The 21,774-nt window shown below is 72.6% G+C and carries 18 protein-coding genes; 9 read left to right on the top strand and 9 right to left on the bottom strand.

From position 1 onward, the window contains the following. The first annotated feature begins 40 nt into the window (after positions 1-40). Positions 41-958, top strand: coding sequence for a formyltetrahydrofolate deformylase (gene purU / locus BLR33_RS15240; protein ID WP_093784990.1), 918 nt, complete (start codon positions 41-43; stop codon positions 956-958). 60 nt (positions 959-1,018) lie between these two features. Here the strand turns inward: purU and BLR33_RS15235 are convergent, their stop codons facing one another. Together BLR33_RS15235 and BLR33_RS15230 are read right to left on the bottom strand one after the other, a co-directional pair. Next, entirely contained in the window at positions 1,019-2,110 is a 1,092-nt protein-coding gene (locus BLR33_RS15235; RefSeq protein ID WP_407639679.1) for a maleylpyruvate isomerase N-terminal domain-containing protein, read from the bottom strand. Positions 2,111-2,378: 268 nt separating this feature from the next. Further along, positions 2,379-2,954 (bottom strand): RNA polymerase sigma factor, encoded by a 576-nt coding sequence (locus BLR33_RS15230; protein WP_093784989.1) that lies wholly within the window; start codon positions 2,952-2,954, stop codon positions 2,379-2,381. A gap of 292 nt (positions 2,955-3,246) precedes the next feature. Between BLR33_RS15230 and BLR33_RS15225 the strand changes: the two genes are divergently transcribed. Further along, complete coding sequence (locus BLR33_RS15225) at positions 3,247-3,621, top strand: STAS domain-containing protein (RefSeq protein ID WP_265737037.1); 375 nt, start codon at positions 3,247-3,249, stop codon at positions 3,619-3,621. Between the two features lie 54 nt (positions 3,622-3,675). Here BLR33_RS15225 and BLR33_RS15220 read toward each other — a convergent pair whose 3' ends face one another. Beyond that, entirely contained in the window at positions 3,676-4,305 is a 630-nt protein-coding gene (locus tag BLR33_RS15220) for a TetR/AcrR family transcriptional regulator (protein WP_093784988.1), read from the bottom strand. 134 nt (positions 4,306-4,439) lie between these two features. Here BLR33_RS15220 and mca point away from each other — a divergent pair, with 134 nt between their 5' ends. The 3 genes from mca to BLR33_RS15205 all read left to right on the top strand — a co-directional run bounded on the left by mca (position 4,440) and on the right by BLR33_RS15205 (position 6,611). Then, positions 4,440-5,291 carry a mycothiol conjugate amidase Mca gene (gene mca, locus BLR33_RS15215; RefSeq protein ID WP_093784987.1) on the top strand — a complete coding sequence of 284 codons (852 nt, stop codon included), beginning with the start codon at positions 4,440-4,442 and terminating at the stop codon, positions 5,289-5,291. A 47-nt stretch (positions 5,292-5,338) separates the two neighbouring features. Then, complete coding sequence (locus tag BLR33_RS15210) at positions 5,339-5,845, top strand: O-acetyl-ADP-ribose deacetylase (RefSeq protein ID WP_093785197.1); 507 nt, start codon at positions 5,339-5,341, stop codon at positions 5,843-5,845. 358 nt (positions 5,846-6,203) lie between these two features. Then, a complete protein-coding gene (locus BLR33_RS15205; RefSeq protein ID WP_093784986.1) occupies positions 6,204-6,611 on the top strand; it encodes an ATP-binding protein in 408 nt (135 codons plus the stop codon). Positions 6,612-6,689: 78 nt separating this feature from the next. On the opposite strand, the gene BLR33_RS15200 is transcribed toward BLR33_RS15205, so the two are convergent. Then, positions 6,690-7,718, bottom strand: coding sequence for a GlxA family transcriptional regulator (locus tag BLR33_RS15200; protein WP_093784985.1), 1,029 nt, complete (start codon positions 7,716-7,718; stop codon positions 6,690-6,692). A gap of 19 nt (positions 7,719-7,737) precedes the next feature. Between BLR33_RS15200 and BLR33_RS15195 the strand changes: the two genes are divergently transcribed. After that, positions 7,738-9,117, top strand: a complete 1,380-nt coding sequence (locus BLR33_RS15195) for an MFS transporter (RefSeq protein WP_176930275.1) — start codon at positions 7,738-7,740, stop codon at positions 9,115-9,117. 104 nt (positions 9,118-9,221) lie between these two features. Here BLR33_RS15195 and BLR33_RS15190 read toward each other — a convergent pair whose 3' ends face one another. Both BLR33_RS15190 and BLR33_RS15185 read right to left on the bottom strand, forming a co-directional pair. Then, positions 9,222-10,409: a flavin-containing monooxygenase gene (locus BLR33_RS15190; RefSeq protein WP_093784983.1), complete on the bottom strand. Its 1,188-nt coding sequence runs from the start codon at positions 10,407-10,409 to the stop codon at positions 9,222-9,224. 235 nt (positions 10,410-10,644) lie between these two features. Next, entirely contained in the window at positions 10,645-11,292 is a 648-nt protein-coding gene (locus BLR33_RS15185; RefSeq protein ID WP_093784982.1) for a TetR family transcriptional regulator, read from the bottom strand. 300 nt (positions 11,293-11,592) lie between these two features. Between BLR33_RS15185 and BLR33_RS15180 the strand changes: the two genes are divergently transcribed. Continuing rightward, positions 11,593-12,369 carry a VOC family protein gene (locus BLR33_RS15180; RefSeq protein ID WP_093784981.1) on the top strand — a complete coding sequence of 259 codons (777 nt, stop codon included), beginning with the start codon at positions 11,593-11,595 and terminating at the stop codon, positions 12,367-12,369. Between the two features lie 259 nt (positions 12,370-12,628). Beyond that, a complete protein-coding gene (locus tag BLR33_RS15175; RefSeq protein WP_176930274.1) occupies positions 12,629-15,046 on the top strand; it encodes a serine/threonine-protein kinase in 2,418 nt (805 codons plus the stop codon). 404 nt (positions 15,047-15,450) lie between these two features. Here the strand turns inward: BLR33_RS15175 and BLR33_RS15170 are convergent, their stop codons facing one another. Together BLR33_RS15170 and BLR33_RS15165 are read right to left on the bottom strand one after the other, a co-directional pair. Then, the gene (locus tag BLR33_RS15170) at positions 15,451-15,630 is read right to left on the bottom strand and encodes a hypothetical protein (RefSeq protein WP_093784980.1); all 180 of its coding nucleotides are present in this window, start codon (positions 15,628-15,630) and stop codon (positions 15,451-15,453) included. A 170-nt stretch (positions 15,631-15,800) separates the two neighbouring features. Further along, complete coding sequence (locus tag BLR33_RS15165; RefSeq protein ID WP_093784979.1) at positions 15,801-18,743, bottom strand: AfsR/SARP family transcriptional regulator; 2,943 nt, start codon at positions 18,741-18,743, stop codon at positions 15,801-15,803. Positions 18,744-19,215: 472 nt separating this feature from the next. Between BLR33_RS15165 and BLR33_RS15160 the strand changes: the two genes are divergently transcribed. Beyond that, entirely contained in the window at positions 19,216-19,980 is a 765-nt protein-coding gene (locus tag BLR33_RS15160) for an AMP-binding protein (RefSeq protein ID WP_245771419.1), read from the top strand. A 101-nt stretch (positions 19,981-20,081) separates the two neighbouring features. On the opposite strand, the gene BLR33_RS15155 is transcribed toward BLR33_RS15160, so the two are convergent. Continuing rightward, complete coding sequence (locus BLR33_RS15155; protein ID WP_093784978.1) at positions 20,082-21,623, bottom strand: CehA/McbA family metallohydrolase; 1,542 nt, start codon at positions 21,621-21,623, stop codon at positions 20,082-20,084. Positions 21,624-21,774 lie beyond the last annotated feature (151 nt).

The raw sequence follows: 21,774 nt of genomic DNA, 5'->3' as shown, positions 1-21,774 counted from the left end.
AAGGGCCCACCGCGCCCCAGGAATATGCCAGGCTGAAAACGTGAGCGAACAACAGTCCAAGCCCGCCCGGCCGCAGACCGAGCCGCGCGCACTTGAGTCCCCCCAGACGCCCTCGCAGTACGTCCTGACGCTCTCCTGCCCTGACAAACAGGGCATCGTGCACGCAGTGTCGAGTTACCTGTTCATGACCGACTGCAACATCATCGACAGCCAGCAGTTCGGCGACCAGGGCACCGGGCTGTTCTTCATGCGCGTGCACTTCTCCGCCGCCCCCGAGGTCACCCTGGACCGCCTGCGGGCCAGCTTCGCGGCCGTGGGCAGCGCGTACCACATGGACTGGCGCATCCACCCCTCGCAGGAGCGCATGCGCGTGCTCCTGCTCGTCAGCAAGTTCGGTCACTGCCTCAACGACCTGCTCTTCCGCGTGAGCATCGACGCCCTGCCGGTGGACATCGCGGCTGTCGTCTCCAACCACACCGACTTCCGCGACCTCGCCACCTCCTACGGGGTGCCCTTCCACCACATACCCGTCACCAAGGAGACGAAGGCGGACGCAGAAGCGCAGCTACTGGAGATCGTGGAGCGCGAAGGCGTCGAGCTGGTAGTCCTCGCGCGCTACATGCAGGTGCTCTCCGACGATCTGTGCCGCAAGCTCGCGGGCCGCATCATCAACATCCACCACTCCTTCCTGCCGAGCTTCAAGGGTGCCAAGCCCTACCACCAGGCGCACGACCGCGGCGTCAAGGTCATCGGCGCCACGGCCCACTACGTGACCGCCGACCTCGACGAGGGCCCGATCATCGAGCAGGAGGTCGAGCGGGTGGGCCACGAGGTCACCCCGGAGCAACTGGTGGCGATCGGCCGGGACGTGGAGTGCCAGGCACTGGCCCGCGCCGTGAAGTGGCACAGCGAGCACCGCGTCCTGCTCAACGGGCGGCGGACGGTGGTCTTCGCCTAGCGGCGAGCACCTGGCCGCAGGGTGCCCGGACTGTTGCCGGGCGCCCTGCGGCCAGGATGCTCACAGGCGGGACAGGGATGCCGCCGCGAAGAGCACGTCGCGGATGACGGCCCTGTCGCCGACCTGGCCGGCGGCCGCCCGCTCGGGCTCCACGTGCCCAGCGGCCAGCTGGCAGAACTCCAGGCTGTCCATCGCCACGTGCGCCACCATGCCCTCCTTGGAGGCGAGCGCGCCCGGGGAGTCCAGCGGCACATACCAGTCGCCGCCGCCGTCGCCCTCGATCTCCAGCCGCAGCGAGCGGCCCGGCGAACCGGCGGCGACCAGACGCGACGCGGAGGTCGTCAGCCCCGCCCTGCGCCGCTCGGCGAGGGCCTTGGGCAGCATTCTTGCGGCGAGGTCCACCAGTTGGGACAGGTGCCTGGGCGCAGGAGGGTCATACGGGTAGTCCACCGCTTCGGCTATGTCCGAGGCGTGGATCCAGCACTCGAAGGCCCGGTCCAGGAACGCCTGCCGGAAGGGCAGCGCGAAGTTCCCGAAGTCCACGTCGAGCCCCGAGGAGCCCTCCCCGGCGAACGAGACCGTGCGCACCAGCCGATGGGTCTGCTCGCGCCACAGCGAGCGCAAGGTGGCGCCGGGGAGGTGGCGGTTGGCCGCCCAATGCGCCCAGGTCCGGTCCCAGGGGTCCAGCGGCAACTCGTCACCCATGGCGGCGCGGTGCCGCAGCAGGCCGCTGGCCACCTGGGCGTCCGGGACCGCCTCACCCGAGGGGTCGTACTCGGCAGCGCCCTTCCCCGGCAGGCCCAGCGACCGGCCCACCAGGCCGTCGACCGCCGTGAGATGCGCGATGACCTGGCCGACGGTGAACTGGCGTGACACCGGGGCCCCGTCGAACCACTGCAACCGCACCGGCGCCGTCCAGTAGCCGTCGCCCAGGTCGCGCAGAAGGGCGTCGAGCCGCGCGGCCTCCGCGTCGTAGGGGCTCGCCCACTCCGGCACCGGGATGCGCGCGGGACGGCGGCCGAGGCAACCCTCCAGCACGCGGGCCCGCAGCAGCGGGTCGAGGTCCAGCGACTCCTCCCGATGCAGCAGGCCGACGGCCTCGCGCAGCCGCAGTGCCTCATCGGCGCAGGTGACGCACTCGGCGAGGTGCACCTCGCCGAGTGCGTCACCTCACGCGAGCACACGGCCAGCGCCCAAGCGCCCAGCAGCGACTTCAAGGTGGCGTGGTCGTACTGCGACGGGCCGGAGGGCGGACCCTCCTGCGCGGGCACGGCCGGCCCGGAAGGAGCCGGCTGGCTCTGCGGCGCGGGATCGGGCAACTCGAAATTGTCCGGCGCGTCGTGCTGCTCGCGCTGGGCGGGGATGTGCGGCCGCTCGTCGCCGTCCTGCGGGCCGCCGCCGCTGTTGAACGCGGGTCCGCTCATGCCGGGCCTCGCCGGTCGTGCTGCTCGAAGGGCGGCTCGGGCCGCCCGCCCGGCTCCATCGCGGTGGACAGCATCTGCAGGCCGAGCCGCAGCCTGCGGCGGGCCTCGTCCTCGCTGACCCCGAGATCTGCTGCGGCCCTCCGGTAGTCGACCCGCTCGCGGTAGGCGAGTTCGAGAGCGGCGCGCAGGGGCGCGGGCATGGAGGTGACGATGAAGTCCGCCCGGGCGGCGGCGTTCGCCTCCCGCACGCGGGCCTCCACCTCGTCCGGGCCGCCGGGGCCGCGGTGCTCGTACTGCCGGAGCCGGTGGACGGCCTGGCGCCGGGTGAGCGCGGCTATCCAGGAGCGCAATGAACCGTACTTGGGCTCATAGGCGTCCGGGTTCTCCCAGATGTAGCCGAAAACCTCGCGGGTGACCTGGTCCGCCGCGTCGTCGTCGTCCGTCACGCGGTGGGCGAGGCCGTGCACGAGGGAGGCGTAGCGGTCGTACAGTTCGCCGAGTGCGGCCTCCTCGCCCCGCGCCAGCCGCTGCTGCATCCTGCGGTCCCAGCGCGGTGGTGCGGGTGTCGCCATGTGCCGGCCCCCTTGCGTCGTCCCGCCGGGCCGTCCGCGCCCTGCCGCGGTCCGCCCGGGGGTGCTGTCTGCGTGTCCTGCCGCTCGCCCCGCCTGCCGTTCTCCTTCCCTCCGACGGTACCCGGGACCCGGGACGGGGCACGCGGCTTTGCACCAACCTGGCACCTCGTGCGACCGTTTCTGGCACTCTGTTATCCGGGTGTGACCGGAAGATTGCGCGGAAGCGACCGGTTGCGGGCATAGGCTCGTGGGAGCGCCACACAGGAGTCGAGCCGAGGCGAGGTGGGATCCGGTGCAGGTGACCCGGACCGAGCAGGACGGCTGGGCTGTGGTCGCGGTCGCAGGCGAGATGGACCTGCTGACGTCGTCCGCGGTCCGGGAGAAGGTGCACGAGGCGGTGGCCGACGGCCGGCGCAGCCTGGTGCTCGACCTCGCCGACGTGCGCTTCTGCGACTCCAGCGGGGTCGGCGTGCTGATAGGGGCGCGGCGGCTGATGCGCTCGTGCGCGGGGCGGCTGCGGATCGTACTGCCAGAGGACGACGCGGACCGCGGCGCCGGGTCGCACGTCAACCGCGTCCTGGCTGCGCTCGGCGTGCGCCGGCTCTTCGAGGTCTACCCCGACCTCGAAGCGGCCACGGACGAGAGCGCCCGCCCGCTGTCCGCCTGAAGCGCCCGCGGTCGACCGAGGGGGCGCCCCCGCTCCCCGTGTCAGCTCTGTGCCTCACCCCGCCCGCACGGCGTAGCCACCCAGTGAAGGCTCCAGCTCCGCGAAGGTGCTGCGGGCCGTGCGGTCGAGCAGCGCGAACACGTCGTCCTCGTCCGCTCCGCGGCGCACCGCGATCTGCGCCTGCTCCCACAGGAGTCTGAGCACGGTGGCCAACCGGGCGGCGGCGTACCGCGGCTCGAAAGCGTCGATGTCGGCGCCGACAGCCTCGGCGATCACCACTGACAGCGCCTGCTCCCGCTGCTCGAAGATCTCCCGCAGCCTGGCGCGCAGGACGGGGCTGCGGTCGATGACCCGGGTGAAGGCGGGGTCGGTGCGGCCCATCAGCGGGTCGTGCCGGGCGATGGCCCGCAGGCAGTCGTCCCGCACGGCGTCCAGCGCGGACGCGCCGGCCGCGCGGTCGGCGAAGGCGCGGGCCGGACCGAGGACCACCTCGTCGTGCATGTCGAAGAACAGGTCCTCCTTGCGGGGGAAGTAGTTCGTCACGGTCATCTTGGCGACACCCGCCGCCTCGGCGATCTCGGCGATCGTCGTCTCCTCGAAGCCCCGCTCCATGAACAGGGCGGTGGCCGCGTGCGTGATCGCCTGCCGGGTCTGCCGTTTCTTCGACTCGCGGAGCTGGGCCATGATTCACACTTTAGTGTGTCGGACCCAAATTTCCTCTTGCCTGTTTCTTGTGTCGAACCTAAGTTTGTGCGCAGGACATCGAACGACCGCTCGAACGGGCGGGCCGACCCAGTGCGAGCAGAGGGGAGAACGTGATGGCACCCAGGCTGATGGCCGTGCATGCCCATCCCGACGACGAATCCAGCAAGGGCGCCGCCACGCTTGCCCACTATGCGTCGCACGGCGTCGAGGTCACGGTCGTGACCTGCACCGGAGGTGAACGCGGCGAGGTGCTCAACCCGCAGCTCGACATTCCCGAGGTGCGGTCCCGGCTTCCTGCGCTGCGCCGCAGCGAGATGGCCGAGGCCGCGGCCATCCTCGGTGTCGGACATCGCTTCCTCGGATTCACCGACTCCGGACTGCCCGCGGAGGGCGCACCTCTGCCCGAAGGCTGCTTCGCGCGCGAAGAGCCATCGGTCGCCGCCGAACGCCTGGTCGCGGTGATACGGGAACTGCGCCCGCACGTCGTCGTCACCTACGACGAGTCCGGTGGCTACCCGCACCCGGACCACGTCATGACCCATCGCGTGGCCGTCGAAGCGTTCGAGGCCGCGGGGGACAGCGCGGCCTACCCGGAAGCCGGCCCGCCGTGGCAACCGCTGAAGCTCTACTACCTGGTCGCGTTCTCCCGCATGTGGTTCGAGACACTTCATCGCGGCATGCTCGCCGCGGGCGTTCCGTCCGCCATGGGGCCGGTGCTCGACGAGTGGCCCGAGTGGGCACCGGATCTGGCGCCGACCACGCGGATACCGTGCGCCGATCACTTCGACACTCGTGACCGGGCATTCCGCGCCCACGCCACCCAGGCGTCACCGGACAATCCGTTCTTCGCCCACCCGCGCGAGTTGGAGCGGCGCCTGTGGCCCACGGAGGACTACGTGCTCGCCCGATCCAGGGTGACCGCCCGCCTCCCCGAAACCGATCTCTTCGCCGGCATCACCGAGTAGCGCGGGTATTCCGCCAGCGGCAAGGAAAGCAGGTGCAGGATGTGTCCATGGCTCATCTCAGCTTCGTTCAGGGCGACATCACCGAGCAGCAGGTCGACGCGGTGGTCAACGCCGCCAACTCCTCACTGCTCGGCGGTGGCGGAGTGGACGGCGCGATCCACCGGAGGGGCGGCCCCGAGATCCTCGCCGCGTGCCGGGATCTGCGCGCCTCGCAGTACGGCCGCGGACTGCCCACCGGGCAGGCGGTCGCGACCACCGCCGGGCGGCTCCCCGCCCGGTGGGTGATCCACACGGTCGGCCCGGTCTGGCACTCGCACGAGGACCGCTCCGCATTGCTGGCCTCCTGCTATCGCGAGTCGCTGCGCGTCGCCGACGAACTCGGCGCGGCCACCATCGCCTTCCCCGCCATCTCCACGGGCGTCTACGGCTGGCCGATGGACGACGGCGCACGCATCGCCGTGCAGACAGTGCGGGAAACCGACACGGCCGTGGCCGAGGTGCGCTTCGTACTCTTCGATGCGGCCGCTTATGAGGCATTTGCGGCTTTCGCGTAGTGTTTGGAGGCCGTATGGGGCCGATTACGGAGCGTCCGCGCGGAGTTGTGTCCGAGGCGTGACTTGTCACGCCGTGGAGTCAGGGTGCGGCTCGGGTAATGTCCATCGGGTGCGCGTGCATTCCAGGACCCTCATCGATGCCACCCGGCGGTGCCGGGCGGGCGTTGTTCCTGGGTGGGTGGCTTCCGAGCAGGTGCGGGGCGCAGTATGCGCCAGACCTGTCCCGTCGCGCCGGTATATGCCCGAAGCGGTTGTCGCAGGGGCTGGCGACTGGCCATGCTGGGCGAACCCTGGATCACACTCGGTGATCAAGAGGCGGCATGCGGCAATCGTTCAGCCGGTTCGGATGGTGTGAGCAGTGCAGGTGCTTCAGGTGCAGATGGAGGTCGGCGCCGATCCCGCCGAGGTCGGTCGGGCGCGCAGGTGGGCCCGGTCCCGGCTGGTGGGTTCCGGGATAGGAGCCGATGAGCCGGTTGCCGAGACCCTGCTGCTGCTGATCTCCGAACTGGTGACGAACGCGGTCGTGCACACAGGTTGCCCCGCTGTGCTGCGCATGCTCTTCCCCGCTGCTCCGGCGGCTCCCGTACGGGTCGAGGTTGCCGACAACAGCGTCGTCCCGCCGGCTCCGCGTCATGCCGAGCGCGACGAGACCGGCGGGCGCGGACTGGAACTCGTCGACGGCCTCGCCGACCGCTGGGGCTGGCACCCGGAGGGCGCCGGAAAGCGCATCTGGTGCGAGGTCGACCGCGCGGCCGTCCTGACCTGAGCGCGACGCGTGCACCAGGCGTGTGCCGATGTCTGTACGGCGCCGGGCTCTTGCCGACGGGGGCCGGGCGGAATGTGGCTAGCGGCGTGCTGCGGTCCGGAAGGTGCGGCGGTAAGCACTGGGAGAGACACCGAGTGCGGCCTGCAGGTGCTGGCGCATCGAGGCCGCTGAGCCGAAACCGGCCGACCGGGCGATCCGGTCCACCGCGAGGTCGGTCGACTCCAGCAACTGGCGGGCCCGCTCGATCCGTTGCTGCGTCAGCCATTGCCCTGGACTGAGCCCGACCTCCTCGCGGAAGCGCCGGGTGAAGGTCCGCACGCTCATCGACTCGCGCGCGGCGAGCTGCCGCAGCGTGACCGGCTGCTCCAACCGCTCCATCGCCCAGGCGCGCGCTCGCTCGGTACCGGACTGCTGGGGCGCCGGCAGCGGCCGCTGGATGTACTGTGCCTGGCCGCCGTCCCGGTGCGGGGGCACGACCGTGCGACGCGCCACCGAGTTGGCGACCGTGGCGCCGAAGTCGCGGCGGACGATGTGCAGGCACAGGTCCAACCCGGCGGCGACCCCGGCGGAGGTGAGTACGTCGCCGTCGTCCACGTAGAGCACATCGGGATCGACCCGGACCTGGGGAAAGAGCTGCTGGAACCTGTCGGCGCTGCTCCAGTGGGTGGTCGCCGGCCGGCCGTTCAGCAGCCCCGCCGCTGCCAGCAGGAAGGAGCCTGTGCAGATCGACACCGCCCGCGTGCCCGGCCGCAACAAGCTGAAGGCCGCCGCCAGTTCAGGGGACAGCTGACCCCCGAGGTGGACCAGGTCCATCTCGTGCGAGGCGGGCACCACCACCGTGTCGGCCTCGGCGAGCACTTCGGGTCCGTGCGTCACCAGGATGGGGAAGTCCGCCTCGGTACGGACCTCGCCCGGCCGCAGGGTGCAGGTCACGACCTCGTACAGCGCGGAGCCGTCCTCCGTGTCGCGTGCCGTGCCGAAGATGCGGGCAGGGATGCCGAGTTCGAAGGGGATCACACCGTCCAGGACGAACACCGCCACGCGGTGCCTTCCGTCACCGGAAAAGGCAGAGGGTCGGGCCTGCGGCTGCGCCTGTGTCTCGGCCATGGCCCGATCCTTGCACACCATGTCCTCCGGGCCACTCGCTGGCGCGGAGCGGGCCACCGAAACTGGCCGGGTGACGCAGACATCCTCCGTTCCCGCGCCGGCACCAGATGCCGCTCCACCCGCGCCACGTCCCGCCCGCCCTCTGCGGGTGCACCGCGCCTGGGCCGTGGCCGCGGTCACCTTCGTGACGATCGTCGGCGCCGCTGCCTTCGCCTCGCTGCCCGGCCTGCTGATCGACCCGCTGCACAGCGAGTTCGGCTGGTCGCGCGGCATGATCGGCTTCGCCGTGTCGATCAACCTCGCGCTCTACGGCCTGACCGCGCCCTTCGCGGCCGCCCTCATGGACCGGTTCGGCATCCGCAGCGTCGTCGCCTGCGCGCTGGTGACGATCTCGCTCGGCGCCGGGCTCACCGTCTTCATGACACAGGAATGGCAACTTGTCCTGTGCTGGGGCGTGCTGGTCGGCCTGGGCAGCGGATCGATGGCCCTGGCGTTCGCCGCGACCGTCGCCAACCGCTGGTTCGTGGCCCGCCGCGGACTGGTGACGGGCATGCTCACCGCAGGTGGTGCCGCCGGGCAACTGGTCTTCCTGCCCCTGCTGTCCTGGATCACCGAGCACCACGGCTGGCGGCCGGCCGCCGTGACGGTGGCAGGCGCGGCGCTGTCAGTGGCCCCGTTCGTATGGTTCCTGCTGCGCGACCACCCGGCGGACGTCGGCCTCGCGGCCTTCGGGGCAGCGGAGTTCACTCCCAAGCCCGCCCCCACCACCGGAGCGGCCGGGCGGGCCCTGCGGGCACTGGCGCAAGCGGCCCGCGGCGGCACCTTCTGGCTGCTCGCCGGCAGCTTCGCCATCTGCGGCGCGTCCACCAACGGCCTGGTGAAGACCCACTTCGTGCCCGCCGCCCACGACCACGGACTGCCTGTCACTACAGCGGCGTCCCTGCTCGCCGTTATCGGTGTCTTCGACATCGTGGGCACGGTGGCCTCCGGATGGTTCACCGATCGTCTGTCGCCCCGGCGGCTGCTCGCCATCTACTACGGCCTGCGCGGAATGTCGTTGATGTTCCTCCCCATGCTGTTCTCGGACGCCATCCATCCCTCGATGGTGCTGTTCATCGTCTTCTATGGCCTGGACTGGGTGGCGACCGTGCCGCCGACCATGGCGCTGTGCCGTGAGCACTACGGCGAGAACAGCGCGATCGTCTTCGGCTGGGTGCTCGCGGCCCACCAGATCGGGGCCGCCCTGGTCGCCTACCTCGGCGGAGTGGCGCGTGACGCGCTCGGTTCGTACGACGTCGTCTGGTACACCTCCGGTGCGCTCTGCGCGGTGGCCGCGCTGATGTCCCTGGTCGTCCGCCACCGGCCGGTGGCCGTTCCCGCGATGGCGGTCACCGGATGAACGCCCGGAAGATTCCACAAGATTCCGGTCCGTACCGGTTTCACTCCCGCGAGTGATCACCGCTCGGCCATCGGTCCGCGAGGGCGCCGGGCAGCGCCCCGCGGTCACCGGGTCCGCGCCACCGCCCGTGCGATCTTCCGCGCGTCGATCGCCATCTCGCGGAACATTCCGCTGATGGGGTTGGTGAAGCCGGTGAAGTACAGGCCGGGCGCGTTCTGCGGGGACCTGGGGCCGCTCACCACGGGGCGGCCCCGCTCGTCCAGCACATCGAGATGCCCCACCAGCGGTTCGAGCCCGCGCCGGTAACCGGTCGCCGCGACCACCAGGTCGGGCGTCATCTCGCTGCCGTCCACAAGCCGCACCGTGGCCCCGTCGAACTCCCGCACCGAGGCCACCGGTTCGACCCGCCGGGACCGGACGGCCGCCACCAGACCCACGTCCTGCACCGGGATCGCGCCCTCCCGCACGCGCGAGTACAGGCCGGTCTGCGGCCTCGGCAGTCCGTACGCCGACAGGTCCGGCACACTCACCCGCTCCACATAGGGCGCGAGGCGGTCCACCAGGCCCGTCGGCAGCCGTCGCACCATGATCGCAGTGGCCTGCGCCGGCCAACCGGCGGTGGAGCGGCGCATGATGTGCGGCGGCGTGCGCACCGCGAGCCGTACCCGCCCCGCGCCGCCCTCCGCCAGGTCGACGCTGATCTCCGCACCGGTGTTGCCGACCCCCACCACCAGGACGTCGAGCCCTGCGAAACGCTCGGCGTTGCGGTAGGACGAGGCGTGCAGCAGCTCACCCGTGAAGGTCTCCCGGCCGTCCCAGTCGGGTATGTACGGCGAGCGGCTGTGACCTGTGGCCACCACGACCACCGGAGAGGCGAGAACCCGGCCGCCGGTCGCCGGAAGTTCCCAGCCGGAGGTCCCGCGCTCCACCCGCGCCACCTCGATGCCGGTCGCCACGTCGAGGTCGTGGTACTCCGCGTACATCTCCAGGTAGCGGACCACATCGTCACGCGCGACCCAGCGGCCGAACCGGCGGGGTATGGGCAGGCCCGGCAGCCCGGACAGCCGCCGTGGCGTGTGCAGGTGCAGCCGGTCGTAGTGGCCGCGCCAGGAGGCGCCCACCTGCGGCGCGCGCTCGAGGACCAAGGGACGCAGCCCGCGGTGCCGCAGCGCCGCCGCTGCGGAGAGCCCGGCCGGCCCTGCACCGATGACCAAGGCGTCGGGTTCCGCGCTGGACGTGGTCGCGCGCGGGGCGGCAGTCGTGGGGTCGGCCATGGGTGCTCCTGGAGCCATAAGAGTCGTAGGTGGGCAGGACGGTGGCGTCGGCGGGCGGTTTCGGTGGTGGTGAGCGTAGTCGCCCTGGGCGCCTTGTCCCATGGGGCCGGGGAGCCGCCGGTCCCGGACATGACGGCGCGGGCGGCGACGGCCTCCCCCGAGACCGTCGCCGCCCGCGCCGGAGTGTGGCAGTACGGCAGGACAGCGTGGATGTGCCGGGTCCGCCGCCATGGAGGCGGACGCCCGGGTCTTGCTACTTGGGCGGCTTCTTGCCGGTCACCCCGAGGTGGACCAGCAGCGCGAGGTTCGGCTTCAGCTCGGACTGCTTGACGCCGGAGCCGGTGAAACCTTTCTGGTGGGCGGCCACCGCGGCCAGCATCGCCACCAGGGAGCCCGCCACTGCGGGGGCGCTGACCTGCTGGTCGACCCTGCCCTTGCTCTGCAGCTCCTTGATGGACTCGGCGAGCGAGCTGGTCACGGAGTTGAGGATGCGGGTGCGGATGCGGTTGAAGCGCTTGTCCCCTTCGGCGGCACCCAGGTCGATCACCCGCAGGATCGCGTCGTTCCTGCGCCAGAACGACAGGAAGCCGTCGACGAGTTCGTCCGCGGCCTGCACGCCGGCCTTGCCCACCCAGGAGCGGCCCGCGACCAGGTCGGTCAGCGCGGTGCCCTCCTTGGCCATCTCGTCGGCGAGCTCCAGGACGGCGCCCTCGACGTCGGGGAAGTACTGGTAGAACGTTGCGGGGGAGGTGCCCGCCATCCGGGCGACGTCAATCACCTTGACGTCCCGGTACGGCGACGTGCTGAGCATCTCGCCGAGGCAGTCGAGCAGCTTCTGCCGCGTCGCCTGTCCCCGGCGGCCCGCCACACGGCCGTCGACGGTACGAACTTGTCCTGTCATGCCGTCAGTTTACCGGCGGGTGATCGACGCGCGATTTGGCGGCGTGCAAACGGGGAGGCACCTGTTCCGTTTGGCGAACCGCCAGTTCAACGCGGGTTTCTCAGGTCTCAGAGGCACCACGGGAAGCTTGTTTTTATGCCCGCAATGGAATGATTTGCCCATCGTCTGCAGGCGCCGGAGAAAATTGACCGTATGTTCGAATTCGCGTCCGTGCAGTGGGGAAGATCACTTACTACGGTGGCCCTGACGGCGTGCCGAGACGGCGCCGCGGACCGTTTTGGACGTACGAGAGGACCTGTCATGCCAGCATTCGGTGAAGGCGCACCCTGCTGGGCGGACGCCGCGCTGCCCGACCTCGCCGCCGGCCGCCGGTTCTACGGCGAGCTGCTCGGCTGGACCTTCGAGGACCAAGGCGAGGAGTACGGCAACTACACGATGGCCCTGCGCGACGGAAAGGCTGCCGCCGCGCTCATGAGTGCCATGGAACCCGGCACCCCCGCCGCCTGGTCGCTCTACTTCTCCACCGCCGACGCGGCCAGGACGGCCGCCGAGGTGGGCAAGGCCGGCGGCCGGGTGGTCTTCGGACCCCACCCGGTCGGCGAGGCAGGGGTGATGGCGGTCGCGGTGGACCCCGCGGGCTCGAACTTCGGGCTGTGGCAGCCCGGCGGGCACCCCGGCTTCGGCACCGTCAACGAGCCCGGCGCCTTCTGCTGGGCCGAGATCGTCACCCAGGACGCCGAGGCCGTCGACGCCTTCTACACCGCCCTGTTCGGTTACCAGGGGCGCCAGTTCGGCGGCGGCGCGGACTTCGACTACAAGGCGTTCTCGCTGCCCGGCGGCGAGAACCCGGTGCTCGGCCGCCTCAAGGACACCTCCGGCGGGCGCACCGGCTTCCAGGTGTACTTCACCGTCGCCGACTGCGACGAGGCCGCGGCCACCGTGCGGCGGCTCGGCGGCGAGGTCGTCTTCGGCCCCCAGGACTCTCCCTTCGGCCGCACCGCCCTGGTGGCGGACGACCAGGGTGCCCGCTTCGCCGTCATCGACACCCAGCGCACCGTGGGGGAGGTGCCCGCCTGAGCCCTGCCGCCGCCGTCCGGGCCTCCAGGGGAGCCGGCCGGGTTCCCCACCGGCGCCACCGCGGATCCGGCCGAGCGGGGGGCCGGTTGGTAACGAGTTCGCTCCGTGGGCGTGTCGCGGCGGCCGCGGGTTCGCAACCGGCCCGCATCCCAGGAAGAATCGGCCCGTACCCTGGCACGGGAGCCAGCGAGGGGCCGCACGGGCCGCAGCGCACGGGGAACGGCCGCGGACAGCGCGGGTACGGGGAGGTGGCAGGGCAGTGGTGGAGCCGCTGACGCAGCACGATCCGAGACGGATCGGCCCTTTCGAGGTGCTGGGACGGCTCGGGGCGGGCGGCATGGGCCTGGTGTTTCTGGCCCGCTCGGCGTCCGGTCGCCGGGTTGCGATCAAGACCGTGCGCGCCGAGCTCGCCGAGGACCAGCTCTTCCGCGTCCGCTTCACCCGGGAGGTCGAGGCCGCCCGCGCGGTCTCCGGCTTCTACACCGCCGCCGTCGTGGACGCCGACCCGCGCGCCGCCGTCCCCTGGCTCGCCACCGCCTACGTCCCCGCCCCCTCCCTGGAAGAGATCGTCAACGAGACGGGCCCCATGCCCGCCCAGGCCGTGCGGTGGCTCGCCGCGGGCATCGCCGAGGCGCTGCAGTCCATCCACGCCGCCGGGCTCGTGCACCGGGACATGAAGCCGTCCAATGTGCTCGTGGTCGAGGACGGCCCGAGGGTCATCGACTTCGGCATCGCCTCAGGGGTGTCCAACACGCGGCTGACGATGACGAACGTCGCCGTCGGCACACCTGCCTACATGTCGCCCGAGCAGGCCCGCGACTCACGCAGCGTGCGCGGCGCCAGCGACATCTTCTCCCTCGGCTCCACCCTGGTCTTCGCCGCCACCGGCCATGCGCCCTTCCACGGCGCCAACCCTGTCGAGACCGTCTTCATGCTGCTGCGCGAGGGGCCCGACCTGACGGGGCTGCCCGGCGAGCTGCGGCCGCTGATCGAGTCCTGCATGCGGATGGAGGCCGAGCAGCGCCCCACCCCGGCCGACCTGCAGGCCCAGCTCGCGCCCCACCTGTTCTCCTCCGGCAGCGACGACACCGGCACGGCCTCGGCCTGGCTGCCGCCCGCCGCCGTCGCGCTCATCGAGGAGCGCCACCGGGGCCGCTCGGCCGGCGTCGCAGGGGCGCGCGGAGGCCGCTCCGCAGGCCCTCAGGTGCCCGTGCGGCCCGCGCAGCCCCCAGCGGCACCGCCGCCCCCGCAGCAGCCTCCGCGACCCCAGCAGCCCCCGCGCAGCATCCCCGGCCCCGTACCCCTCCAGCAGCCCGCCGCCCAGGTGTCGGCGGCCCCCGTGCAGCTCGCGGGCTCGGCGCCCATCGGGCCGGGGCTGCGTGCCGCCAGGAGCACACCGGACAAGTCGGCCGCGGCACCCGCGGCGGGCACCGAGTGGGTGGTCGGCCGCGGCGCCCAGCTCGCGGCCGAGGGCAAGGGCACCCACCGCGCGGTCCGGCCGGCCTCCGTGCCGGTGCCCGCGCAGCCGCACCCGGCCACCCCGCCGGGGGAGTGGCGGCCCTGGCGCTTCCGCATGTCCAACGACGTGTGGGGCACCCCGGTGGTCGACTCCGGGCTCCTTTACGTGACGTCCTTCGAGGTGCACGCCCTGGACGTGGCCAGCGGGCGCCGCCAGTTCAAGACCCGCGACGTCGCCTGGACGATGACGGTCTCCGCCGGCCGCATCCACGCCTCCGACGGGCCGAACCTCTTCGCGCTCGACGCGTCCGACGGGGGTGAGCGGTGGCGCACCCCCATCGACGGCTGGGTGTACGCCGTACGCGCCGCCGCCGGCTGCGTCGTCACCGGAACGCGGGGCGGCGGCATCCAGGCGTGGGACGCCGACCTCGGGACCCTGCGCTGGGAGCGCTCGGGCGCGCAGACGGAGTTCGAGTCGCCCGACGCCGGACCCGTGGTCGTCGAGCGCGTCGTGTACTACCAGGGCGGCGGAGTGCTGCACGCGGTCGACGCGGCGGCGGGCGGCGAGCTGTGGTCCTATCCCGTGGGGGAGCCGGCCGTGGCGGGCTCCATGGTGACCAGCCCCGTCGTCGCCGACGGCGTCGTGTACCTCGCCTCGGGCACCGGCGTCCACGCGCTCGATGCGCGTACCGGTGCGCGGCGTTGGCACTTCGAGGCGCCCGCGGTGATGTTCGCGCCGCCCGCCTACGTGCCCGGCCCCGGCTCTGCCGGCGGAGGCGTCTACGTGGTCGACCACCTGGGCACGGTCTACGCGCTGGACCCGGCCGACGGCCGGGACCGCTGGCGGGTGGCCACCGAGCCGCGCCAGACCGTCGAGCCGGTCGTGGTCGCGGCGGGAGGTGTCCACCTGGGTGCCGGGAGCGCCCTGTACACCCTGGACGCGGTGAGCGGCACCCCTCGCTGGCGCTTCGCCGCCCAGGACGAGATCGTCGGGTCGCCCGCGGTCGCCGACGGACGCGTGCACTTCGGCTCCAAGGACCACTGCCTGTACACCGTGGACGCCCAGGGCGGCCAGCTCCGATGGAGGCTGGAGACCGGAGGCGAGATCACCGGCTCCCCGGTCGCGGCGGACGGTGTGGTCTACGCCTGCTCCAAGGACCGCTGCGTGTACGCCCTGGACGCCGCCAAAGGTACCGGGGCGACCTCCCGCCGGAGCTGAGCGGTGGATCGGCAGCCGCCTCCTGAGGTGCCGGGGCGGCATCTAAGGCCGCTGCCTGAGGTGTCAGGTCCGCCTCCATGGATGGCAGCCGGCCACTCAGGAGGACAGGCTCGCCGCATGAGCAGTCCGCCACTCGGGACGCCACGGTGGTCGCCTGTCCGCCGGACATGCGGAAAGGCCGACCGCAGCGCCCCCTCCACGCTGCGGCCGGCCTCGTCGTCCCCGCGGTGGGCAGGCCCCCTGAGCCGGCTCACCGCTCCCCTGGACGACGCCCCCTGATCCCCCCTTCCGAGCGGCACCGAAGGTCCGCCGACCACCGGTGCTTCCCGGCTCCCCCAAGCCGGGATCCCCCCCGTTGCGTCAGGCCGGCGCCCCCACGCGCGGCCCGACACGAGTGCGTCCGATCAGCCCTTGGGGGCCGAGTCCTGGAACTGGTTGTTCGGCTTGACGGTGCCCGTCGACCCAGTCGACGAGGTGGGGGCCGCGGCCTCCTCCACCGTCTCCGGCTCGCCGTCCTGGAACTGGTTGTCGGGTGTGACGTTGTGGCCCGCTGCAACGGGCTCTGAAGGCTTCTCGGTGCTCATCGGCCTGCTCCTGTGCTGTGTGCGGACGTACTGATGCCGAGGCCCACCCGGCGGCAACCCCCGTCTACCACCGGGTGGGCGGTTCGGTGCGGCGATGAAATCGTGGCAGGTGACGATAATCAACCGATAAACGGCCCCCACGGCCCTGCCGACGGACCGTCATCCGGCTGTCATCCGGCTGCTGACGAGGGCGTTTGCTGCGCCAGGAGCAGGCGCACGTCCTGGCTCTCCGGTGCCCCGAGACCGGAGAACAGGCCCAGGGCGTCGTTCCAGCAGGCGACCGCGCGCACCGGTTGGTGCATGCCCACCAGGGCGTGCCCGAGAACGACCAGGGCGTTGGCGGTGCGCCAGTCGCCGCCCACCTCCCGAAGGATCACCAGCGACTGCTCGACATGGGCGGCGCTCTGCCGCCACCGCTCCGCCGCCAGGTGCACCTCCGCGAGGCGGAAGAGGGTCATGCCCTCCCAGAACTGCTGCCGGGCGTCGCGGAAGACCTGCAGGGCCTCGGTGAGGCAGCTGAAGGCCTCGTCCAGGCGCCCGGTGGCGGTCAGCGGGATGCTCAGCGCGTAGAGGGCGTTGCCGAGGCGGAACCCGGCGCCCAGCTCGCGGTAGATGGCCATGACCTCGCGGCCGGTGTTCACCGCCTCCTCGTCGTTGCCCATGCCCAGTTGCGCCCAGGAGAGGTTGGACAGGGCCGCGCCCTCGCCGTACTTGTTGCCGTCCGAGCGGAACGCCTGCAGGGCGGAGGTGTGGTACTGGAAGCACTCCTCGTAGCGGCGGTCCTTGTACGCGATGATGCCCCGCAGGTTGGGCGCGTAACTGCACGTCAGCGGATCCTCGGCAGCCAGGCCGACGACCATGGCGCGCCGTGCCTCCTCGTCGGCCTCCGCGAAGCGGCCGGTCATCCGCAGCAGCTGGGCCACCAGGAGACGCGAGCGGCCCTCCACAAGGGTGTCGGAGCAGGCGTAGGAGGCCTCCACCAGGGCGCGGGCGGCCTGCTCGTACTGACGCGCGTGGATGCCGGACTCCATCAGGTCCCAGGCGGTGAAGAGCAGGTCCGCCGCACGGCGGGCCGAGCCCTCGCAGCCGCCGGCCGCCGACTGCTCGACGGCCGCGAGCAGCCCCTGGGCCTCGGAGAAGAGCCACTCCAGGGCGGCGTCGCGGCTGCCGAAGGCCAGGCCGGGGTGGGTGGTGGGCGCCAGGTGGTCCAGGACGCGGTCGCCGGGGTTCTCCCACGTGTAGACGCCCACGGCCGAGGCGAGGTAGAAGTCCAGCAGCCGCGAGAGCGCCGAGCAGCGCTCCGCCTCGGTCTCGTCCTGCTCGGCCCGCTCGCGCGCGTACAGACGCAGCAGGTCGTGGAAGCGGTAGCGGGCGGGGGCGGCGGACTCGATGAGGCTGATGTCGACCAGGGCCTCCAGCAGCTCCTCGGTCTCATAGGGGTCCAGACCGAGGACGGCGGCCGCGGCCTCCAGGGAGATGTCCGGCCCGTCGGGCAGCGACAGCAGCCGGAAGGCACGTGCCTGGGCGGGGGACAGGTGGCCGTAGCCGAGGGCGAAGGTGGCCTTCACCGCGAGGTCGCCGGCGCGCAGCTCGTCCAGCCGGCGGCGCTGGTCGGCGAGCTTGCGGGCCAGCACCGAGACCGTCCAGGTGCGGCGGGCGGCGAGCCGTGCTGCTGCGATGCGGATCGCCAGCGGCAGGAACCCGCAGGCCCCCACCACGTCCAGTGCCGCCTGCCGCTCACCGGAGACGCGCTCGTCGCCCACGATCCGTGTGAAGAGCTGCAGCGCCTCTTCCGGCGACATGACGTCGAGGTCGACCAGGTGGGCGCCTTCCAGGTCGACCATGCGCACGCGGCTCGTCACCAGGGCGGCGCAGCCGGGCGTCCCGGGCAGCAACTGCCGGATCTGGGCGGCGTCGTGGGCGTTGTCGAGCAGGGCCAGGACGCGGCGGCCGTCGAGGATCGAGCGGTAGAGGGCGGCACGCTCGGCCAGGGACTCGGGGATGGCGGGATTGGAGACGCCCAGGGCGCGCAGGAAGCCGCCGAGGACGGCCTCGGGATCGGCGGGGCGTGCGTCGGTGCCCTGGAGGTCGACGTAGAGCTGCCCGTCGGGGAAGGCGTCGCGGACGGCGTGCGCGACATGGACGGCGAGGGTGGTCTTGCCCACACCGCCGATGCCGGCCACCGCGGACACCGACATCACGCCGCCTTCGGTGCCGCGGTCGGACGCCTCCGCGAGCTGGCGGCCCAGTTCGCGGACCACTGCCGCGCGGCCGGTGAAGTCGGACACTGTGGCGGGCAGTTGCGCCGGGCGCACGATCTCCTGGGCGGCGGGTGCGGCGCTGACCGGCGCGGCGAGGTCCGGGTCGGCCTCCAGGATGCGCTGGTGCAGGTCGGCGAGTTCGGCGCCCGGGTCGATGCCGAGTTCGTCGGCGAGCAGGCGGCGGGTGTCGGCGAAGACGCCGAGGGCCTCGGCCTGCCGGCCACTGCGGTAGAGGGCGAGCATCAGCAGTGCGCGCAGCCGCTCGCGCAGCGGGTGTTCGGCGGACAGCGCGGTCAGTTCGGAGACCGCCTCGGCGTGGGCGCCCAGCTCCAGGTCGAGTTCGAGGCGGGCCTCGATGAGACCGATGTGCCACTCGGCAAGGCGGTTGCGCTGGGTCTCGGCGTAAGGCCCGGGCAGTCCGGCCAGCGGCTCGCCGTGCCACAGGTCCAGCGCCGTGGCGAGCAGCTTGCGCGCCTGCCCCGGGTCCGTGGGGCGGACCCGCTCCGCCTCCGCGGCCAGGCGCTCGACGACCGCGCAGTCCAGGGCGTCGGGCTCGACCTTGAGCGCATAGCCGCCGGAGTCCGTCACCAGGGCGTCCGGCCCGAGCGCCTTGCGCAACCGGAAGGCGTACGAACGCAGGGCGGCCAGAGCGGTGTTGGGCGGAGTCTCGCCCCACAGGGCGTCAAGGAGCTCCGACGCGGTGGCCGTTCGCCCGCCGCGCAGCAACAGGGCGGCCAGCAGGGCCCTCTGCTGGGGCGCCCCGGTGCGGATCGACTCCTCACCGCGCCAGGCGCGCACCGGGCCGAGGACCGCGAACCGCAGGCTCCCGCTCGGCTCCGCCCTGGTTTCCATCGTCTGCCCCCTGAACCGCCCGCGGCGGGTCTGCCCCGGGAAGCTGTCATCCGCGCCCGTATATCTGTCGTTCATCGCCGGACGGAACAGTTCTCGCATGGCCCGCGGAACCGTGGATTCGGCCCGTCGGAGCCAGTTTGCCGTGTCGGGCCGCCCGGGTCACCCCGTGCATGGTCCCGATCCGGCCTCACAGCGAATGTTGGGCTGAATCAGAGGTTCCGTCTGTGCGCGTGCGGAGGTTGTGCTGTGTGGGGAACGTCGGACCGGGTGCGCCCGCTGCGAACGGGCAGGTGACGGGGACGCCATGTGCACCTGGTGTGCGATCGGGTCACCCGATTCAGTGGTTTCGGGTGATTTCCCACAGGAAAGTACCTCTGTGTCCGACGCGGTGCTTCCCTGGCCGGCACCGCTCGGCGCCCACCCGGTCCAGGGGGTACGACCCGTTCCGCCCGCATCCGCCGGGGCGGATCCGGTGACCCGCGGCGGCGGCAGGCACAGCCGGCCCCGGCGCGGCCGCGGCGGTGGCAGCCGCCTCGGTGCCCGGGACAGCGCGCGCCTGCCCGGCCCGATGCTGCGCCTGCGGGCCGAGCGCCGTCCGCAGGGCGTGCCCGCGCTGCCCTACGGCGGGCCCGCCGCCTCCGGCACCGCCGGGTGCAGCTACGCCGAGCTGGACCGCCGGGCGCGTGCGGTCGCCGCGCGGCTCGGCAGCCTGCTGCAGCCCGGCAGCCGGGTCCTGCTGGTCTACCCCGAGGGCCCGGACCTGGCCGGCGCGTTCCTCGGCTGCCTGTACGCCGGCATGTCCGCGATACCGCTGGTGCAGTCCGCACCCGTGGCGCCGGCCGCCGTCGGTTGGGCGGTGCGCCGGTGCGATCCCGCGCTGGTGCTCACCGGCGGCCAGGGATGGACGCCGCTCGCGGTGGACCGCACCCGCACGGACGTCGTGGAGGCCGACGGCATCCGGGTCTCCGGCGAGCCCGTGTGGCGGCTGGCCCAGCAGTGGCAGCCGGTCGGCGTGCTCCGCGGCGCCCCGGCCTACCAGCGATACCACGACGACGGCGCGGCCGGCGGCCGGCTGGAGCCGGCGATGTCGCACAGCGACCTGAGCGACGTCATGGACGAACTCGCCCAGGCCGTCCGGCTCGGCACCGACGAGGAGAACGTCGGCTGGATCGCGGCCGTGCACGGGGTCGAGGACGCCGTGTGGCGCATCCTGCTGCCCATCCGCATCAGCGGCTGAAGCGCGGCCGGACCAGTCCGCCCCGCGGGCGGCCGGACGGCCGCCGGGGCGTACGGACGGGTTCGGCCGCCGCGCGAGGTCTCGGGACGCGCGCCAGGACCCTACGAGCGGTCCAGCCAGATCGGGTTGGTGATCGCGGCGGCGGGGCCGGGCAGCCCGGAGGCGCCGCCGTCGGCGGCAGGGTGGCGGACCTCGGCGCGCACATAGGCGGCCAGGGACGTCGTCGTCACCCATTCGACGACACCGGACGCGGGCAGCGCCTCGGCGACGACCTGGCCCTCGTCCGTGAGCAGCCGCACCACGCAGGTTGCGGGCACCCCGGAGACCTCCAGCCGGACGGTCACGTCGGTATCCGACGGCAGCCGCAGGCGCTCGCCGATGCCGGCGTGCCGGCCGCGCGGACCGGTGGCGGAGAAGGACAGCTGCACGTCGGCGTTCTCCGCGATCCATGTGTGCCCGGCGCGGATGCCGGCCTGCAGGGATCGCCGGTCCAGGCCGTCAGCGAGGACCACCGTCTGCGGCAGGCCCACCAGGTCGGGGTCGCGGTGCGCGTCGGAGTTGCCCATCGCCGGGATCCAGTGGCCGTCACCGCGGCGCACCGCACCGGTGAGCAGGTTGTCCCAGGTGAGCAGCGACGCCTCGTCGTCAGGGGTCCAGGGGCCGTTCCACACCTCGATGGCGTCGGCGTTCCCATAGCCGAACTTCCACTGGCCGGCCAGGCTCGCGCCGTACGGGTGGGCCGGCACCACGATGCCGCCCACCCGCCGGATCTGCCGCGCGAAGCGGTCGAAGGCGTCGTCGCGGGCCCGGTAGCGCCAGTCGATCCAGGTGCCGCCGTCGAGCCCGATGGCCAGGTAGTGGCCGTTGCGGGTGGTGACCTCCTCGCCGGTGAGGATCAGCAGGTCGTTGCCGGCCAGCATGCCGAGCAGCGGGTGCGCCGAGGAGGTGTTGTGGTCGCTGGAGTTGATGAAGTCCAGCCGGGCGGCCCGGGCGAGGGCTGCGAGCTGCTCCAGGGTGCGGCCGCCGTCGGAGTGCACGGTGTGCAGGTGGCAGTCGCCGCGGTACCAGCCGCGGCCGTGTCCGCGTACCTGCTCGGGCGGGTAGTCCGGCGGCGGTGTGCTGCCCGGCGTCCCCTGGTCGAGGGTGACCGTCACCGAGTAGTCCAGGCCCTGCGGCGCGACCGTGTACGGGCCGAGGACGACGTGCCAGGTGCCCGCTCCGACCGGGCCGGGCAGGTAGCCGGGTGTCGCCTCCTCGGCGCTGATCTCGAACCCGGTGCGCGCCCCACCCGACCAGCCGCGGAAGCCGCTGCCGCCGATGTCGGTGCCGCGCTGGTCGAAGATGCCGATGTCGCGGGCATTGCCGAGGGTTCCGGCCGGCACCGGCGGCTTGTCGTAGGTGTACGACACGGAGATCCGGCGCACGCCGCGCGGCACCTCCACGGGCAGGTACACGAAGTCGGCGACGCCGGTGGGCAGGTGGCCGGTGACGGTGCGGGTCAGGCTGCCCGAACCGCCGGCGGGGGCACCGCCTCCCGCGCCGGACCCGGAGTCGGAGGCGGCTGCGAAGTCCACAGGGGCCAGCGTAAGGACGCCGGCTGCGCCCGCACTCGCGGAGAGCTTGAGAACATCTCGTCGGTCCATGACATCAACGGTCACTCGTTCGGGTGACGTGCGCGTCGCGGCTTCCTGTGCGCGGGGCAGCGGGGAGCCGCCGGAACCGTGCGCTCCGTGAGGCGAGCGGGGCAGGTGGGGATCAAGCACTTGGCCGCCTTGGATGCTGCCCGGGCGCCCT

It is taken from the genome of Actinacidiphila guanduensis (assembly GCF_900103985.1).
GTDB lineage: Bacteria > Actinomycetota > Actinomycetes > Streptomycetales > Streptomycetaceae > Actinacidiphila > Actinacidiphila guanduensis.
This window is presented reverse-complemented; position numbering and strand designations above follow the sequence as displayed.

Excerpts from the sequence above, each read along its gene's own strand:
- BLR33_RS15155 (WP_093784978.1), bottom strand. The coding sequence starts at position 21,623 with ATGGACCGACGAGATGTTCTCAAGCTCTCCGCGAGTGCGGGCGCAGCC.
- BLR33_RS15165 (WP_093784979.1), bottom strand. The coding sequence starts at position 18,743 with ATGGAAACCAGGGCGGAGCCGAGCGGGAGCCTGCGGTTCGCGGTCCTC.
- BLR33_RS15180 (WP_093784981.1), top strand. The coding sequence starts at position 11,593 with ATGCCAGCATTCGGTGAAGGCGCACCCTGCTGGGCGGACGCCGCGCTG.
- BLR33_RS15190 (WP_093784983.1), bottom strand. The coding sequence starts at position 10,409 with ATGGCTCCAGGAGCACCCATGGCCGACCCCACGACTGCCGCCCCGCGC.
- BLR33_RS15210 (WP_093785197.1), top strand. The coding sequence starts at position 5,339 with ATGGCTCATCTCAGCTTCGTTCAGGGCGACATCACCGAGCAGCAGGTC.
- mca (WP_093784987.1), top strand. The coding sequence starts at position 4,440 with ATGGCACCCAGGCTGATGGCCGTGCATGCCCATCCCGACGACGAATCC.
- BLR33_RS15220 (WP_093784988.1), bottom strand. The coding sequence starts at position 4,305 with ATGGCCCAGCTCCGCGAGTCGAAGAAACGGCAGACCCGGCAGGCGATC.
- BLR33_RS15195 (WP_176930275.1), top strand. The coding sequence starts at position 7,738 with ATGTCCTCCGGGCCACTCGCTGGCGCGGAGCGGGCCACCGAAACTGGC.
- BLR33_RS15230 (WP_093784989.1), bottom strand. The coding sequence starts at position 2,954 with ATGGCGACACCCGCACCACCGCGCTGGGACCGCAGGATGCAGCAGCGG.
- BLR33_RS15170 (WP_093784980.1), bottom strand. The coding sequence starts at position 15,630 with ATGAGCACCGAGAAGCCTTCAGAGCCCGTTGCAGCGGGCCACAACGTC.
- BLR33_RS15200 (WP_093784985.1), bottom strand. The coding sequence starts at position 7,718 with ATGGCCGAGACACAGGCGCAGCCGCAGGCCCGACCCTCTGCCTTTTCC.
- BLR33_RS15185 (WP_093784982.1), bottom strand. The coding sequence starts at position 11,292 with ATGACAGGACAAGTTCGTACCGTCGACGGCCGTGTGGCGGGCCGCCGG.